General features: G+C 59.4%; 15 protein-coding genes and 1 tRNA gene. 8 read left to right on the plus strand and 8 right to left on the minus strand.

Annotation, left to right across the window (positions count from 1 at the left end; all coding sequences use genetic code 11):
- Positions 1-825, plus strand: coding sequence for an aldo/keto reductase (locus tag AC6BYQ_RS08060; RefSeq protein WP_498056659.1), 825 nt, complete (start codon positions 1-3; stop codon positions 823-825).
- Here the strand turns inward: AC6BYQ_RS08060 and AC6BYQ_RS08065 are convergent.
- Positions 818-1561, minus strand: coding sequence for a transporter substrate-binding domain-containing protein (locus AC6BYQ_RS08065; RefSeq protein WP_498056660.1), 744 nt, complete (start codon positions 1559-1561; stop codon positions 818-820). The genes AC6BYQ_RS08060 and AC6BYQ_RS08065 overlap by 8 nt on opposite strands.
- 284 nt (positions 1562-1845) lie before the next feature.
- Here AC6BYQ_RS08065 and opgB point away from each other — a divergent pair, with 284 nt between their 5' ends.
- Together opgB and AC6BYQ_RS08075 are read left to right on the plus strand one after the other, a co-directional pair.
- Positions 1846-4149, plus strand: coding sequence for a phosphatidylglycerol--membrane-oligosaccharide glycerophosphotransferase (gene opgB, locus AC6BYQ_RS08070; protein ID WP_498056661.1), 2304 nt, complete (start codon positions 1846-1848; stop codon positions 4147-4149).
- A gap of 137 nt (positions 4150-4286) precedes the next feature.
- Positions 4287-5750, plus strand: coding sequence for an AMP nucleosidase (locus tag AC6BYQ_RS08075; protein WP_498056662.1), 1464 nt, complete (start codon positions 4287-4289; stop codon positions 5748-5750).
- Between the two features lie 36 nt (positions 5751-5786).
- On the opposite strand, the gene nac is transcribed toward AC6BYQ_RS08075, so the two are convergent.
- Positions 5787-6710, minus strand: coding sequence for a nitrogen assimilation transcriptional regulator NAC (gene nac, locus AC6BYQ_RS08080; RefSeq protein ID WP_019452497.1), 924 nt, complete (start codon positions 6708-6710; stop codon positions 5787-5789).
- Positions 6711-7048: 338 nt separating this feature from the next.
- On the opposite strand from nac, the gene AC6BYQ_RS08085 reads away from it, so the two are divergent.
- Together AC6BYQ_RS08085 and AC6BYQ_RS08090 are read left to right on the plus strand one after the other, a co-directional pair.
- Positions 7049-7124 (plus strand) — tRNA-Asn (locus AC6BYQ_RS08085).
- A 299-nt stretch (positions 7125-7423) separates the two neighbouring features.
- A complete protein-coding gene (locus tag AC6BYQ_RS08090; RefSeq protein WP_244889041.1) occupies positions 7424-8287 on the plus strand; it encodes a hypothetical protein in 864 nt (287 codons plus the stop codon).
- Positions 8288-8358: 71 nt separating this feature from the next.
- Here AC6BYQ_RS08090 and AC6BYQ_RS08095 read toward each other — a convergent pair whose 3' ends face one another.
- Positions 8359-8799, minus strand: a complete 441-nt coding sequence (locus AC6BYQ_RS08095; RefSeq protein WP_019452494.1) for a DMT family transporter — start codon at positions 8797-8799, stop codon at positions 8359-8361.
- A gap of 17 nt (positions 8800-8816) precedes the next feature.
- The gene (locus AC6BYQ_RS08100; protein ID WP_074053750.1) at positions 8817-9335 is read right to left on the minus strand and encodes a GNAT family N-acetyltransferase; all 519 of its coding nucleotides are present in this window, start codon (positions 9333-9335) and stop codon (positions 8817-8819) included.
- A gap of 38 nt (positions 9336-9373) precedes the next feature.
- Here AC6BYQ_RS08100 and AC6BYQ_RS08105 point away from each other — a divergent pair, with 38 nt between their 5' ends.
- On the plus strand, positions 9374-9943 hold the full coding sequence (locus AC6BYQ_RS08105; protein ID WP_309530460.1) for a helix-turn-helix domain-containing protein: 570 nt from the start codon (positions 9374-9376) through the stop codon (positions 9941-9943).
- A gap of 13 nt (positions 9944-9956) precedes the next feature.
- Here the strand turns inward: AC6BYQ_RS08105 and AC6BYQ_RS08110 are convergent, their stop codons facing one another.
- The 3 genes from AC6BYQ_RS08110 to AC6BYQ_RS08120 form a co-directional block, all read right to left on the minus strand.
- A complete protein-coding gene (locus AC6BYQ_RS08110) occupies positions 9957-10250 on the minus strand; it encodes a DUF2623 family protein (protein ID WP_063917902.1) in 294 nt (97 codons plus the stop codon).
- 130 nt (positions 10251-10380) lie between these two features.
- On the minus strand, positions 10381-10968 hold the full coding sequence (locus AC6BYQ_RS08115; RefSeq protein WP_498056663.1) for a nitroreductase family protein: 588 nt from the start codon (positions 10966-10968) through the stop codon (positions 10381-10383).
- A 69-nt stretch (positions 10969-11037) separates the two neighbouring features.
- Complete coding sequence (locus tag AC6BYQ_RS08120) at positions 11038-11934, minus strand: LysR substrate-binding domain-containing protein (RefSeq protein ID WP_498056664.1); 897 nt, start codon at positions 11932-11934, stop codon at positions 11038-11040.
- A 115-nt stretch (positions 11935-12049) separates the two neighbouring features.
- Between AC6BYQ_RS08120 and AC6BYQ_RS08125 the strand changes: the two genes are divergently transcribed.
- Both AC6BYQ_RS08125 and AC6BYQ_RS08130 read left to right on the plus strand, forming a co-directional pair.
- Positions 12050-12685 (plus strand): flavodoxin family protein, encoded by a 636-nt coding sequence (locus tag AC6BYQ_RS08125; RefSeq protein ID WP_019452488.1) that lies wholly within the window; start codon positions 12050-12052, stop codon positions 12683-12685.
- A gap of 138 nt (positions 12686-12823) precedes the next feature.
- Entirely contained in the window at positions 12824-13921 is a 1098-nt protein-coding gene (locus AC6BYQ_RS08130) for a glycosyltransferase family 9 protein (protein WP_498056665.1), read from the plus strand.
- Here AC6BYQ_RS08130 and AC6BYQ_RS08135 read toward each other — a convergent pair.
- On the minus strand, positions 13918-14826 hold the full coding sequence (locus AC6BYQ_RS08135; RefSeq protein ID WP_498056666.1) for a WaaZ-like lipopolysaccharide core biosynthesis protein: 909 nt from the start codon (positions 14824-14826) through the stop codon (positions 13918-13920). The genes AC6BYQ_RS08130 and AC6BYQ_RS08135 overlap by 4 nt on opposite strands.
- Between the last annotated feature and the right edge of the window lie 858 nt (positions 14827-15684).

The raw sequence follows: 15684 nt of genomic DNA on the forward strand, positions 1-15684 counted from the left end.
ATGCGTAATTCACAACACCTGTTCACCAATGACGGTAACGCGATACCTGCCATCGGATTCGGCGTCTGGCAGTCGCGAGGAGATGAATTGATCGGCGCCGTTCAATGCGCGCTTGATGCGGGCTACCGCCTCGTCGATACGGCCGCAATCTATGGCAACGAATCTGAAGTGGGCACCGCAATAAAAGCTGCAGACGTGCGCCGGGAGGATATCTTCGTCACCACCAAGTTATGGAACGATCGGCATGATGACGTTGAGAACGCTTTCAACGAAAGCTTGACCAAGCTCGGTTGCGACTATGTCGATCTGTATTTGATTCACTGGCCGGTATCCGGGCAAAACCTGTTCGTTTCTGCCTGGAATGCCATGATAAAACTCCGTGACAGCGGGCGAGTTAAAAATATCGGGGTAAGCAACTTTTCCATCGAGCAGATATGCCGCCTGGAAACTGAAACCGGTGTTCTGCCTGCCGTCAATCAACTGCAAATTCACCCGTTTAATCAGCAACGAGAATGCGTTGATTGGTTACACGCCCACGGGATTGTTACTCAAGCCTGGAGCCCGCTCGGCCACGGCAACCAGAATATATTGACCCACCCCGTCATCTTGAAAATTGCCGAACAGCAGCATAAAACGCCGGCCCAGATCGTATTACGCTGGCTGTATGAAAACCAAATCATTGCGCTGCCGAAGTCCAGCACGCCGCAAAGAATACGGGAAAATATTGATATCTTCGACTTTAACCTATCGACATCCGAACTTTCGGCAATAAACAAACTGGATCGCGGCCTCAATGTCGGCAACGATCCCGACGCGTTCAGGTAGTCGAGGCGGCCGGCGGCGCCACCGTCACCTCACCCTGGCCGCTGCGCTGCAATGCCGCCTTCACCAGCCCGTTGGCCTTGCAGCGTTCAATAAAGCCGTTCACATAGGCGGCGCCCTGCGTTTTTTGCCGCGGCACCGCCATCGCCTGACGGATGGCGGTGAAATGCCCCTCCAGCACCCGGTAGCCCGGATGGGCGGCCGCGGCGGCCAGCAGCGGCTGACGCACGCCGGCCGCCGCCTCCAGCCCCCGTTCGAAAAACAGCGCGATCGCCTCGGCAGAGGTTGCCGCCCGCACCAGTTGCGCCTGCTGCAGCGTGCGCGATAAAAACAGGTCATACGCCGCCCCCTGGCCGACCGCAATGCGCACTTCCGGCCTGTCGAGCTGCGCCACCTCAAAGTAAGGCGCGTCGTTCACCACCAGGTAAGTCCCCTCAATGATCACGTAGGGTTCGCTGAACGCAATCTGCGCCGCGCGCACCGGCTCGATGGCCATAAACGCCAGGTTCCAGGCGCCGCTGTCCAGATCGGCGAACACCTTGCCCGCCGCGTCATAGGTCACCAGCTCGAGCGTCACGCCCAGTTCCTGAGCCAGCGCGGTGGCCAGCTCCACCGAAGCCCCCTGCGGTTTGCCGCCGGCCCCCGCCTGCGCCAGCACCGGATTACCGTAGTTGATCGCCGCGCGCAACACGCCTTGCGGGGCCAAATCCTCGAGTACCGCTGCGGAAATCGTCTGCATACTTCCTCCTGAATGGCTGATGGGCGCGCCGTCGTGGCGCTCATTAAGCGTAGAGCGAAACCTCCGACCAGCAAGCTTTCGCCGCCGTGGCCGCCGCTGGCGTGATTAACGTCACACTATCGTCATAAAAATGTACAATAGCCGCCGCTCGTCGGCCGTAGCGGGAGATCGCGCGTTGTTCCGCCGCCGGCAATAGGCTATACCCTTCACTTTTCGCGCCGCGGCACGGCCGGCGGCGCAGACCAGGGCAGCAACGTTTTTTCCAATCAGACAGGGTTTGGCGGATGGTTTTAGCAGTCGTTTCGTTTGTTCTCTTTTTGGCGTCGATTTTGATTTATCGCACCCGGGCCGCCGCCAACCGCTGGTGGTTCGCCATTTTGCTGACGCTGCTCGGCAGCTATCTGGTGCTGAACGTCATCCTGATCGCCAGCAACTACTTTACCGGCGACGGCATCACCGATGCGGTGATCTACACCGTCACCAGTAGCCTCAAGGGCGCCGGCGTCAGCAAATACGTGCTGCCGTTTATCGGCCTGCTGGCGGCGCTGGGGGGAATTTTCGCCGTGCTGGCCCGCAGCCTGCTGCGCCGCAAGGCTAAAGGCAGCAGCGTGGCCTACAGCGTCGTCGCCGTGCTGCTGGCGCTGTTTTCGGTCGGCACCACCCCGGCGTTTCAGGACATTTCGCTGTTGGTCAAGAGCCAGATCGTCGGCGATACCGCCGATTTCACCACCTACTACAAGGCGCCGAAAAAGACCGTGCAGGGCAAGCGGCCGAACCTGGTGTATATCTATGCCGAGAGCCTGGAGCGCACCTACTTCGACACCGAGCTGTTTCCCGGTTTGGCCGACGAACTGAATGCCCTGCGCGCCGACAGCATCGACTTCAGCAACACCCAGCAGCTGCCGGGTACCGGTTACACCATCGCCGGCATGGTCGCCTCGCAGTGCGGCATTCCGCTGTTCGCGCCCTTCGACGGTAACGCCTCCAGCGCGGTCTCCACCTTCTACCCGGAGAACGTCTGCCTGGGCGACGTGCTGAAGGCCGCCGGCTACAGCAACTATTTCTACCAGGGCGCCGAGCTGGCGTTCGCCGGTAAAGACACCTTCCTGAAATCCCACGGCTTCGATCACGTTTACGGCTTCAAAGAGCTGCGCGATCGGGTCGCCGATCCAAGCTATAAAAACGACTGGGGCTGGTACGACGACACCGTGCTGGACGTGGTGTACGGCAAGTTTGTCGAACTGTCCGAACAGCGCCAACCGTTCTCGCTGTTTACCCTGACCGTCGACACCCATCACCCGGACGGTTTTATCTCCGCCGGCTGCAGCAAGCAAAGTTACGCCTGGCAGAATAAGGACAACCGCTCGCTGAGCGCGGTGGCCTGCAGTCAGCAGCACATCGCCGCGCTGATCGACAAGATCAAACGCTCGCCGTACTTCAGCAATACCGTGATCGTGGTGTCTTCCGACCACCTGGCGATGAACAACACCGCCTACGACATTCTGACCAAGCAGAAGCGCCGCAACCTGTTCTTCATCATCGACGGCACCCGGCCGCAGGCGGAGCAGCGCCACGAAAAGCGCAGCACGCTGGATAACGGCGCCACGGTGCTGGACGTGATGGGCGGCGACAACTATATCGGCCTCGGCCGCAGCAGCCTGTCGGCGCCGTCGCTGTCTACGGTGTTCCTGAACATCGAAGAGAAGATCAACGGCTGGAAACCGGCGGTGATCAACCAGTGGGGCCTGCCGAACCGCATCAGCGACTACAGCGTGGATACACGCCAGCGCAGCTTCAGCTTCTCCGGCGTCACCTATAAGGTGCCGTTCATCCTGCGGGTGGGCGATAACCGCATCGAACCGATGTTCAACGTCTATCTCTCCACCCCGCTGCGCAAGCAGCTGGCCGGGCTGGGGGCGGGGGAGAAATTCGTCTGGGTCGATAAATGCTACGAGATCGGCCGGGTCTGGGCGCCGCAGTTGGCGCTGAGCACCGACATCTGCGTGGCCTCAGGTACCCTGGCCTCGCCGCCGCAGATCGCGCAGGCCAGCGGCGAGCGCTTTCGCGGCAAGGTAAACTTTGGTGCCCCGACGGCGGACAACGTCGCCGACTACCAAAACGCCGTCGCCCGCCTGCAGGTGGACGACGCGGCAGTGAAATACCGGGCGGACGCCATCGAGTTCATGCTGCCCGGCATGCCGGAACAGGTGAAGGCCATCACCGGCGTCTCCGCCGTCGAGGAATGGGGCCGCTGGTCCGACGCCAATCTGGCGCCGGCGGTGAACATCGATTACGTCGATCCGCTGCCTAAAACCTTCGATCTGGTGCTGCGCGCCCGCGCCTACGGCAACAACGTCGGCGAACCGATTTCGGTGCGCGTCGGCGACGAAGAGCGTTTCGTGTCGCTCGGCGAACAGGACAGCACCGTCACCCTGCGCTTCGATAACCCGCGCGGCGCGCAAAACATCAGCATTACGCCGCCGGCGCCGACCGAGCCGAAAGAGAGCGCCAGCGGCGGCTTCACGCCGAAGAAGCTGGGCATCGGGCTGGTGTCGCTGAAGGTCGAAGCGGCCGACCCCGCTTCCTGATCCCCCTGCGCCGCGGGCGCGGTATTTTCTTTGCCGCGCCCGTCATTTCGACCAAGCTTTTACGCCTTTCTTCGGCTAACCTGTGACGGTGAAACGCCGCAGCCCCGCCACAGAGCCGGGACATCCAAGGAGAAAGTATGAGCTATGCCCCACCTCGCAGTGGCCTCAGCGCCGATCAGGCACTCGATCAACTGGAAGCCCTGTATGACGCCGCGGTAGACGCGCTGCGTCAGGCGGTCAGCGACTTTATCAGCCACGGCACGCTGCCGGATCCGCAGGCGCGCGCCGCCGGGCTGTTCGTGTACCCCGAGCTGCGCGTCAGCTGGGACGGGCAGCCATCCGGCCCGAGCAAAACCCGCGCCTTCGGCCGCTTTACCCATCCCGGCAGCTACAGTACCACCGTGACCCGGCCGCAGCTGTTCCGCCACTATCTGGCCGAGCAGCTGGCGATGCTGGAACACGATTACGCCGCCCATATCGAAGTGGCGCCGTCGCAGCAGGAGATCCCGTTCCCTTATGTCATCGACGGCTCCAGCCTGGCGCTCGACCGCTCAATGAGCGCCGGCATCGCCCAGCATTTCCCGACCACCGAGCTGGCGCAGATCGGTGACGAAACCGCCGATGGCCTGTACCACGCCACCGACAATCATTTCCCGCTGTCGCATTTCGATGCGCTGCGCGCGGACTTCTCGCTGGCGCGCCTGCGGCACTACACCGGCACGCCGGTGGAGCATTTCCAGCCGTTCGTGCTGTTCACCAACTACACCCGCTATGTGGACGAGTTCGTGCGCTGGGCCTGCGCGCAGATCGCCGATCCGGCCAGCCCATATATCGCGCTCTCCAGCGCCGGCGGCGCCTACATCACGCCCGAAACCAGCGCGCCCGAGCAGACGGTGTCCGATCTGGCCTGGAAAAACAACCAGATGCCGGCCTATCACCTGATCTCGCGCACCGGTCAGGGCATCACGCTGATCAACATCGGCGTCGGCCCGTCCAACGCCAAGACCATCTGCGATCACCTGGCGGTGCTGCGCCCGAGCGCCTGGCTGATGATCGGCCACTGCGGCGGCCTGCGCGAAAGCCAGGCGATCGGCGACTATGTGCTGGCCCACGCCTATCTGCGCGACGATCACGTGCTGGACGCGGTGCTGCCGCCGGATATCCCGATCCCGAGCATCGCCGAAGTGCAGCGCGCCCTGTATGACGCCACCAAAATGGTCAGCGGCATGCCCGGCGAAGAGGTCAAACAGCGCCTGCGCACCGGCACCGTGGTCACCACCGACGACCGCAACTGGGAGTTGCGCTACTCCGCTTCGGCGCGCCGCTTCAACCTCAGCCGCGCGGTGGCGGTCGACATGGAGAGCGCCACTATCGCCGCCCAGGGTTACCGCTTCCGGGTGCCGTACGGCACGCTGCTGTGCGTCTCCGACAAACCGCTGCACGGCGAGATCAAACTGCCGGGCCAGGCCAACCGCTTCTACGAAGGGGCGATCTCCGAGCACCTGCAGATTGGCATCTGCGCCATCGATCTGCTGCGCGCCGAGGGCGATCGCCTGCATTCGCGCAAGCTGCGCACCTTCAACGAACCGCCGTTCCGCTAACGGTGCACAGGCCCGCTGCGGCGGGCCGTTTTTTCCTCAACGCACCAGCGCCAGCGCGCGCTTCTCCTGGCTGCGGCCGCCGGCGATCGACAGCAGCAGGTCTTTCACCAGCAATGCCGGGGCGGACAGCGCCTGTTGTCCCGACATGCACAGCGACAGCGGCACCGACATCGTCGGCGCATTGATGCGCGCCATCCAGGCCTTGGCCGGGCCGATCATCGCGCGCGCCACCGATTCCGGCAGCACGGTCGCCCCCAACCCGCTGGCGATCGCGGCGCTCAGCGCGCCTGAGGATTCAATCTCTCCCACCACGTTGATCGCCAGCTTGCGCAGCGCCATCGCCTCTTCCAGCTGGTTGCGCACCGCATCCCCCTCGCGCGGCAGGAACAGGTTCAGCCGCGCCACGTCCAGCAGCTCGACGCTGTTGCCGGGATGCGGCACCGCGCGCGTCGCCACCAGATAGAGATCTTCCCGCATCAGCGCAATGGCGTGCTGACCGGCGGGCATTTTGGCGCCGTAGATCATCGCCATATCCAGCGTCTGATTGGCTACCTGCCCGGCCAATGCCGCGCCGCTGTTTTCATGCAGGCTGAGCAGAATGCCCGGCTGCTGATCGCGCAGGGTCTGCAGCAGCGGCAGCGCCAGCTGCGCCGCAGTGCTGCCCGACGCCAACCCGAGAGACACCTGGCCGCTCATCGCCTGCCCGGCGCTGTTGACCGCACTCTGCGCCTGTTCGCACTGGCGCAGAATGGTCTGCGCGTGGGCATAGAGAATATTGCCGGCCTCGGTCGGCTGCACACCGCGCTTGGTGCGGATCAGCAGCTGCTGCTTCAACTCCCCTTCCAACGTTGCCAATTGCTGGCTGAGCGCCGGCTGGGCGATGTGCAACACCTCCGCCGCCTGGGTCAGGCTGCCAATATCGACGATTTTCACGAAGTACTTCAGACGTCTGAAATTCATAGTGCCTCCAGCGAGCCGCTAAATTGAGAATGCCGAAATCCGGTTATTCAATCGCAGCAAGATCCGGGCCAGAGTCGGCAAATGCCCCGAGAAGCGGGATACGCGGCGGCAAACGGCCGTTCGCCGGGCAGCACGCGCCACAACGCAGGGCAGGCGTTGCACCATCGGCAGGCAACGGCCTTAAACAACGGGCAATCCGCCGGCACTGCGCGCGGGATAAGCGACAAAAGCGAGAAAAAGCAGCAGGTTGGGCAATCTTGCAGCAAACGAACGCATCGGGCGCTTTCAGGCTTTACAAGCCGCAACCGCCCCGCTATTATTCGCCCCGTTCACACGATTCCTCTGTAGTTCAGTCGGTAGAACGGCGGACTGTTAATCCGTATGTCACTGGTTCGAGTCCAGTCAGAGGAGCCATATTTAGAGAAGCCCGCTCAGGGAAACCCGAGCGGGCTTTTTGCATCTGTACCGCTGCCCTCCCGCCTCAGGTTCACCTCATCCACAAAAAACGCGAAACCCTCACCTGCGGGTAGAATGGTTTTATCCGCCAATACCCTAAGCCGACGGTGCTGAATATTCGGCCCGGACAATAATTTCTCGCCATAACCGTATTTTTCCACCTTCCCTGCATGCATCACGGGTTGAACGTTGCAGCCAGATATCGGGCTTAGGTATAATTATTGACCGATAATGCGTTATTACATGGAGTGTTCGCTGTGAAAAAATTATTGTGTTTATGCCTGCCGATTATTTATTCGTGTAATGTCTATGCAAATGAAAAGATCTGCCCTGAACATCTCACCGCCATTAATGCTTTCAATAACATGATATTGACGCAAGACGCCTCAGCCAGGAAGATTCCCAAAAAAGTCAGCATGCATATAGAAAGCAAAGATGATTATATAAAGGCTGATACGCAGATGGAGTTCGATGAATGCGGCGCGTTGTTAAGTTCACGCAGCAGCAAAACCATCAAGTCACGGATTAATAACAACGTTTTGCTAACTCAACTCCAGGGTTCGATAGATAAAAATCATAACAACTGGGATTACGACATGACTTTTAAGATGTCAATGATTGAAAATGGAGCGGACAAACATGAACTGATGACACAAAAAATGAGCGGGACATTTCTGACAGACCTCAATGGCAAAATAATCCGCTCTGAGGACACATCCGATATTTCAGCTGGAAAAAATCATCAATCAGGCAAGGCAATAACCACATTCTCAACGGATGATGCAGGCAGGCTCTCCGGTTCAAGCCGGGTTAGCACGTTAGGAAATGACAGTAGCAACACCGTTTATAGTTATGACGCTAAAAATCGTTTAACAAGAATGATCTCGGGAGCAACAACTGAAGATTTTACTTATGATAACGACGATAGAGAGTTAACCAGCAAAGAAGTGATGAAGTCCTTCACCACAGAAACGACCACAACCACCTGTAAAAGCTGGGATAAATTTGGAAGATGCATTAATGCTCAGCAAAACATTTCAATTTTGATTAAAGACGTGAAGAAAAACCGGGATAACGTCTACAACCACGTTGCAGAAATAAAGTATGACTATGTTTACTAGATTGTTATCGGGGGAATAATCTCCCCCGACAATAGGCAACGTCACTCAAGGCGCGGCAGCAAACGGCGCGCTCAAAAGCTGCGTTTCGCCACCAGATAAGCGCCCGCCACCAGCAACAAGGCGCCGAACAACGCCGGCAGATTCTCGCGCAGCGCCGCCGGACCGGCGCGATAGGCATCGGCCAACAGCCCCATGCACAGCTGGCTGGCGACCAGGATCGAGATGGTCGCTGCCGCCCCCAGCTTTTGGTAACCCAAAATGCCGGCGAACACGAACAGCGATCCCAACAGCCCCGGCAACAGCATCCACCACCTGGCGGCGCCGGTCACTTCCGCCACCGCGCCGAGACCGTTTTTGGCCAGCAGTAGCCCCATCAGCAGCAGCAAACCGACGCTGGAGTTGATCACCAGCGTGATAAGGATGGTCGAGACGCTTTCGGTAATGCGCACCATCAGCAGATTCTGCACCACCAGCCCCATTCCCGCCGCCACCAGCAGCAACAGCATATTCATCGCTCTGTCTCCCGGGATCAGCGCGCGGGCGGCGTGGCCCGCTCGTCCAGTTTCAACTGCAGGAAGGTCAGATCCAGCCATTGGCCGAATTTGGCACCCACCTGCTCCATACGCCCCACCTCATGGAATCCCTGCGCCAAATGCAGTTTGATGGAGGCCTGGTTACCTGATTCAATGCCGGCCACCATCACGTGCTTGCCGATCTCCCGCGCCCGTGCGATCAGGGCGATCAACAGCGCTTTGCCAATCCCCTCTCCGCGATGCGCCTGATGGACATACACCGAATGTTCCACGGTATGCCGATAGCCGTCCCAGGCGCGCCAATCACCGAACGACGCATAGCCGATCGCCTCGTCCGCACCGTTCACCGCCACCAGCACCGGGTAGCCCGCCGCCTGGCGTTCGCCGATCCAGGTTGCGCGGTTGGCCGCATCCACGGTTTGTTCATTCCAGATGGCGGTGCTGTTCAACACCGCGTCGTTATAGATAGCGGCAATCGCCGCGCTATCGTTGAGCGTCGCATTTCGTATAATCATGGTTTACCCCGGCCAATTGTCCACTATAATACTACGATATGAATATTAAATTAGACAATCTAAATCAGCTGATCGGCGCGCGCATTCGCATTGAACGCGAGGCGCGCCACTGGTCGCTGTCCGATCTGGCCGAACGGGCGGGCGTATCGCGGGCGATGGTTCATAAGATCGAACGCGGCGAGAGCAGCCCGACGGCAATGCTGCTGGGCAGACTGGCGGGCGCGTTCGGTCTCAGCATGTCCAAGCTGATCGCTCGGGCGGAAACGCAGGAAGGCCGACTGCTGCGCCGGGAAGAACAACCGATGTGGGTCGATCCGGAGAGTGGCTACGTGCGGCGCCACGTTTCGCCGCGCACCGATCTGCCGCTCGATCTGGTGCGCATCGAACTGCCGGCCGGCGCGGCGATCCCGATGCCGGCCTCGGTGTATGCGTTCAAGCGTCAGCTAATCTGGGTGTTATCCGGTGAGCTGCTGTTTGTCGAGGGTGAGGCGCGCCACCAAATGGCCGAGGGAGACTGCCTGGAGCTCGGCCCACCGGCGGACTGCCGCTTTGAAAACCGTAGCGACCAACCGTGCGTGTATATGGTGGCGGTGCTGAGCGCCGCCTGACGGCTTGCCTGCGTTAACTTTGCATCGGTCGGTTATAGCCGGCGCGGAAAAACTTCTCCGCCAGCCGGTTATCGCCGCCAGAGAAGAACTCGCTCATCGGCTCGCTGCCGAGGCCATAGGCGCGGCTGAGCTGCCCGGCCTCAAACGCCGCCCGGTTCTCGTCGCCGCAGCGCTGCGCCAAATGGTGCGCATAGCCGAGCACGAAACCGCGCTTGTAGTCGGAGCAAAAGCGCGACAGCTCCGCCTCCGGCTGCAGATTCTCCGCCTTTAACCCCGCCAACAGCCCTTTGCCAAAATGATCCCCCACGGTTTCCTCCTCATTATGCAATCGCTATATAACAAAATATACAGCGAATAGGCGAGCGAGAATATACTCCCAAAGTTTTACTCGCTGCATAAAAAAGGCCCGCCAGGCGGGCCTCGGCGAGCGCAAGCGATCACAGCGTGAAGTTCAGCCCTTCGCTGACGGTCTTGCCGATCGGCAGACGGCCCGACGGCGTTTCTTTTTCCTGCAGAAAATCCGGCAGGCGAGCTTTGTCGCCCGGTTTGCCGATCGCCACCATGGCGTGCACCGCATAGTCGTCCGGCAGCTGCAGCGCCGCTTTGATCTTATCGTGGTGGATGCCGCTCATGCAGTGGGTCAGCCAGCCTTTCAGGTGCGCCTGATGCGCCAGGTTGGCCCAGGCGGCGCCGGTATCAAACGCATGAGTCGGATTGTCCACCAGCCGCTCGCTGTTCAGGCTGGTGGTTTTGGAGACGATCACCACCAGCGCCGAGGCGTGCTGCGCCCAGCCGCGGTTGAAGTCGATCAGAAACTCCAGATAGTTCTCCCAGCTGTCGGAACCGTGCTTGCTGTAGGCGAAGCGCCACGGCTGAATGTTGTAGGCCGAAGGCGACCAGCGCGCCGCTTCAAAGAAGCTGAGCAGCGTCTGATCGTCGATGGCGTCGTTGGCCATGGCACGCGGCGACCAGCGTTCAATAAATTGTGCATCAATCGGGTAATCGGAAGTTCTTGGCTGGCTCATGGTAGGTTCTCGCAGTGAAGTAAAAACAAAAGTTCGCTGATATTCCCACAGCTTAGGACGATAAAACTTTTATTTCGTGCCATTGCCCTGCGGCAGTTCCTGCTGCAGCCAGGCGAGGAATGCCCTGACCGGCGGATGCCGTTCGCGCCCCGGCGCGCACAACACGCTGTACGCGGCGCCCGGTACGCTCACCTCCGGCCGATACGCCACCAACAGACCGTTGTCCACCATATCGGACACCATCACCGAACTGGCGAGCACCAGCCCCTGCCCGGCCACCGCCGCCTGCAGGGCATAATGCTCCTCGTGATAACTGCGCATCGCCGCATGGCGCTGCCACCAGTCTACGTCCGCTGCTCGGCACCAGTCATGCCAGCCGCTGTCGTACAGCGCAGAATCCCCCCACTTGACGGTGATCAACACCGGATTTTCCGGCGGAGCGGCGGCCAGCCCCGGCGCGGCATAGACGCCAAAGCTTTCCTCCAGGCGCGCCGTCTGATGCAGCGCGGGATAATGCGCGCGGCTGTAGCGCACCGCCACGTCCACGCTGGCGTCCTGATGCAGATCGATCACCTCGGCGCAGGCCTCCAGGCGCACCAGATAGTGCGGATGCGCCTGGTAGAAACGGCCCAGGCGCGGCACCAGCCACAGCGCAGCGAAAGAGTGCGTCACCGAGACGCACAGCGATCCGCTGCTGGGCTGCGGCCGCAGGCCCTCGAGCGTAGCGGCGACGTCCAGCAGCGCGCCGTGCACTCCGGCAAACAGCGTTTCCCCTTTCGCCGTCAGCTGCACGCCGCGCGGTAGCCGCTGAAACAGCGCAAATCCCAGCTGCTGTTCCAGCGCTTTTATCTGGTGTGAAATCGCCGTTGGCGTTACCGCCAGCTCGGCCGCCGCCAGCTTGAAGCTGTGCAGACGAGCGGCGGATTCAAAAGTGCGCAGTGCGTTGACGGGCAGCGTGGCGAACATGGTGAAACCCCTACAGGTGAATTGAATTCATCCTGGCAGAAAAGCCGTCATTTGTCGTCTTCCGACGTTAGTTTCTAGAGTAAGGCTGAACTCGCTTAACAAAAAGGAACATGACATGAATACAACTCATCAACCCAAGCGTCTGGTGGTGTTGGTCGGCAGCCCGCGCCGCGATGGCAACAGCGCCACGCTGGCGCAGGCGATCGTGGCGGGCGCCGCCGAAGCCGGCACGTCCGCCAGCCTGCATTTTCTCGATGATTACCTGAGCGGTTTTCTGAGCGACGAGCGGCATACGCCGGCGCCGGCCGATCGCTACGCCGAGCTGTTTCTGGAACACTTCCTGCCGGCCGACGGCGCGGTGTTTTGCACGCCGATTTACTGGTACGGCATGTCGGCACAAACCAAGGCCTTTTTCGATCGCTCGTTCAGTTTCTATTCCAACGCCTACCCTCAGGCGGCGGAGGTGCATCAACGCATGAGCGGCAAGCGCATTGGGCTGGCGGTGGCATCGGAAGAGACCTACCCCGGCGCGGCGCTGGGTATCGTGCATCAACTTCAGGAGTTCAGCCGCTACACCCACTCTGAATTCGTCGGGCTGGTGCACGGCGCCGGCAACCAACGCGGCGAAATCGCCCGCGATCCGCGCAACCCGCTGCAGGCCGCCCGCGCGCTGGGGCGCGAGATCTTCACCCGCCCCTACTCGGATTATCAGATGGACAGCCCGCGCAGCACGCAGGTCTGGGAGGAGTAGGCGCGGCGCAGCAATTGCAAGCATAACGTTAGCATCTGTCGCAATCTGTTGCGGGCCATTGGCCCGCCATTGCCGCGCTTGTATGATACGACGCGGCGCCAGACGGTGGCCGCCTTTCTCAATCGGAAGTGAACTGCAATGTCGAAACAGTGGAAAATAGCGGCGGCCAACGCCGGTTTACGTCTCTATACCCGCATCGCGGGCAATTTCCGGCCAGCAGCGAGCTTCGATCCGCAGCACTCCTTTGAGCGCATCGTGATTTTCTCCACTACCGCGCTCGGCGATCTGATGCTCAATACGCCCGCTATTCGCGCGCTGCGTGAACGGTATCCCGCTGCGCAAATCACGCTGGTCTCCAGCCATAAGAACCGACCGCTGGTTGCAGGCAGCCCCTGGTTTTATGACGTGATTTATTGGGATCACAAGGCCAAAGACATACTGAGCGTGATCCGCCGGCTGCGCAAAAACCGGCCGCAGTTGGCGGTCATCCTGCATTCGAAAGCGCCCTATGACGTCATCGCCGCCATCGCCGCCGGCTGCCAATACCTGTTCAAAGACCTGTATGGCAACAAGCCGAGCGGCATGGAACGCTGGTTAACCGGCGTCAGCCACAGCACCGGCGGCCACCTGATTCAGCGCAAGCTGGATATGGTGGGCCAGCTGGGCTGCCGCACCGACAATCCCGAGATGTTCATCCCCGTCGCTTTCCCGCCACGGGAAACGCCGCCGGGCCAGCCGATCGTTGGCTTCCAGATGGGGGCTTCCGAAACGCTGCGCTGCTGGCCGGTGGAGCGTTTTGTTCAGCTGGCGCAACGGCTGTTGGCGCAGTCGGCAACGGTGCAAATAGCCCTTATTGGCAGCGCGGCAGAGCGGGCGATCGCACATGAATTTATGGCTGGCTTAAGCGAGGAACAGCGGCAGCGCGTGGTGAGCCATGTCGGCAACACCACCCTGTTGCAACTGTTGGCGGTTATCGCCGACATGCGGCTGCTGATCACCGGCGACACCGGGCCGCTGCATTTGGCCATCGCGTTGAAAACGCCCACCATCAGCCTGTTCGTCACCGCCAACCCACGTTACAGCGGGCCATACCAAAACCGCGAATTACATCAGATTATCGCTTTTTCAGCCGAGACACAGCCAATGAACCCGGCTCAGCTCGCCCAGCCGCTCAGCATCATCGACGCTGAACAGGTGTTGGAACGGGCGCTCACGGTGTTGAGCGACGAGGCTTAACCCGGCATAAAATAGGCCTGGCAATCGACCTTTTCGAAGATCTCGCCGCTGATAGCACTAGTAGGCGACAGGTTTTTTATCGACATGGCTTTGCTACGCATGATTTCGCTGGCGAAGCGGAAAGCGGGCATCACGATGGAATCGACCTGTTCCGGCAAATAAGTCGGCTGCATGTTGTCTTTGGTTTCATAAAAGCGCGGCAAGTGAAAATTGTTCATGTCCAGCCCGGCGATAAACAGCTGATTAAAACCGAGAAACGCAATAATCTGCAGCGCCCAGTAGCTCACCGTACCGGCATCAAACACGCCGCGGCGAATATCCTGGCTGAAGCCCACCCGGCGATCGGCGGCAGAAAAGCACATGCTCCCTTCGCGGCGATAGTGATCCCACAGCGCCTCAGGCGCAATGCGGGGGCAATATATTTTAAACGCGGCATCTTCAAGCACTGACAGCCGGCAGCGGATCCCGGCAAGCGTAAATCGATCGATAATTCGGGCCACGCCGTGCGCCGTGGTGAATAACGTTAATCCCGCCGTTTGTACAATATCACGCACGATATCTGACCGCTGGTCGATAAACCCCATGTCGACGATAACGTAAAAACGGAATGCCACCTGTTGATGCAGAAAATAGGCGCCGTTGACGCCGATAGCGGGCATCGCGGGCAGCGCATCGAAAGGCAAGGCATTGATGGAAGGACCGGTCGCCGTCAACAAGACGTCGCCCTGGCAGCTGCCGCGTAACTCACTGAGCGGAACGAGCGGCACCGGCCGCTTTTTATACCACAGTTCGGCGATCTCCCCGCTGGGGGCGCGGACGATCTTCATGTAAGGCCAGAGATTTTCATTGTGCCGATAAGGACGAGGGTGGGAATAGCGATAGACCTGCTTAAAAAAAGAGCCCATGGTGGCAATGTCCTATCCAGAGTGCGTGACGATACCTACAGGGGCATCTTTCTGTATGCTCAGAATTTAATAACGTGTCAGCGCTGGCCAGGCCGTACAGCGAGTATCTGAATATTCGCTCAATGAGGCAATTTTTGTAATTTGAATTATTCGTCAACGCATTGCCAAGAGATATGTCCAGACGTTAATTAGATGAAAAAATGTTTCAGCGAGTAAATATAAAATAAAACCAAAGCTCACCATTCTCCCGTCGCTTAGGCGGCGGTTTACGCCATGATCATTATCCTGCGGCTGTCTCGGCAGGTTCACAGAGGACGGATAGCATATCGACTAAAAACCTACCTGAACAAGAGCGCCTGGCCAGGAGGCGCGATAAACACATTTTTAGGTAAAATAGGCAGCCACCGACGGTGATAGGATTAACTCGCTATCATTTTATGTGCACTTTCAACCAACGTTACCCTGTTATTTCGCATTCGCCGATCGTAAAGATCGGCTTTTTTATTTCATCCGCCTTGTTCGCCACCATAAATACCGTTTTTTGGTAAGAAAATGCCGAAGCGATAAGGTTAGATACGCAGTGCATGCCCTTATTTTCCGTGTGTAGGTCATGCATCCCAGAGAGATTATCGATGTTTCATTCGCCGGCGTTATCGCCGGCTTTTTTTATTTCATCACTACCTTGCCAGACCTCAGCACTATCTCCAGCGGAGCCGGATTAGCACGTTTTACCTATTTGTTGATAACAGAGAACACTTTTCGGTAAAGAAAAAACGGCAACGCGCGCTACTATTTCACCCGTAGTTTGTCATACCTATTGAATACCCCATGCTTACCGACCCTCGCGGTCGGTTTTTT

Source organism: Serratia sp. LTN-2, assembly GCF_059740205.1.

What these genes read in the sequence shown, in the direction of transcription:
- AC6BYQ_RS08060 (WP_498056659.1), top strand. Translation starts at nt 1, where the DNA reads ATGCGTAATTCACAACACCTGTTCACCAATGACGGTAACGCGATACCT.
- AC6BYQ_RS08065 (WP_498056660.1), bottom strand. Translation starts at nt 1,561, where the DNA reads ATGCAGACGATTTCCGCAGCGGTACTCGAGGATTTGGCCCCGCAAGGC.
- opgB (WP_498056661.1), top strand. Translation starts at nt 1,846, where the DNA reads ATGGTTTTAGCAGTCGTTTCGTTTGTTCTCTTTTTGGCGTCGATTTTG.
- AC6BYQ_RS08075 (WP_498056662.1), top strand. Translation starts at nt 4,287, where the DNA reads ATGAGCTATGCCCCACCTCGCAGTGGCCTCAGCGCCGATCAGGCACTC.
- nac (WP_019452497.1), bottom strand. Translation starts at nt 6,710, where the DNA reads ATGAATTTCAGACGTCTGAAGTACTTCGTGAAAATCGTCGATATTGGC.
- AC6BYQ_RS08095 (WP_019452494.1), bottom strand. Translation starts at nt 8,799, where the DNA reads ATGAATATGCTGTTGCTGCTGGTGGCGGCGGGAATGGGGCTGGTGGTG.
- AC6BYQ_RS08100 (WP_074053750.1), bottom strand. Translation starts at nt 9,335, where the DNA reads ATGATTATACGAAATGCGACGCTCAACGATAGCGCGGCGATTGCCGCT.
- AC6BYQ_RS08105 (WP_309530460.1), top strand. Translation starts at nt 9,374, where the DNA reads ATGAATATTAAATTAGACAATCTAAATCAGCTGATCGGCGCGCGCATT.
- AC6BYQ_RS08115 (WP_498056663.1), bottom strand. Translation starts at nt 10,968, where the DNA reads ATGAGCCAGCCAAGAACTTCCGATTACCCGATTGATGCACAATTTATT.
- AC6BYQ_RS08120 (WP_498056664.1), bottom strand. Translation starts at nt 11,934, where the DNA reads ATGTTCGCCACGCTGCCCGTCAACGCACTGCGCACTTTTGAATCCGCC.
- AC6BYQ_RS08125 (WP_019452488.1), top strand. Translation starts at nt 12,050, where the DNA reads ATGAATACAACTCATCAACCCAAGCGTCTGGTGGTGTTGGTCGGCAGC.
- AC6BYQ_RS08130 (WP_498056665.1), top strand. Translation starts at nt 12,824, where the DNA reads ATGTCGAAACAGTGGAAAATAGCGGCGGCCAACGCCGGTTTACGTCTC.
- AC6BYQ_RS08135 (WP_498056666.1), bottom strand. Translation starts at nt 14,826, where the DNA reads ATGGGCTCTTTTTTTAAGCAGGTCTATCGCTATTCCCACCCTCGTCCT.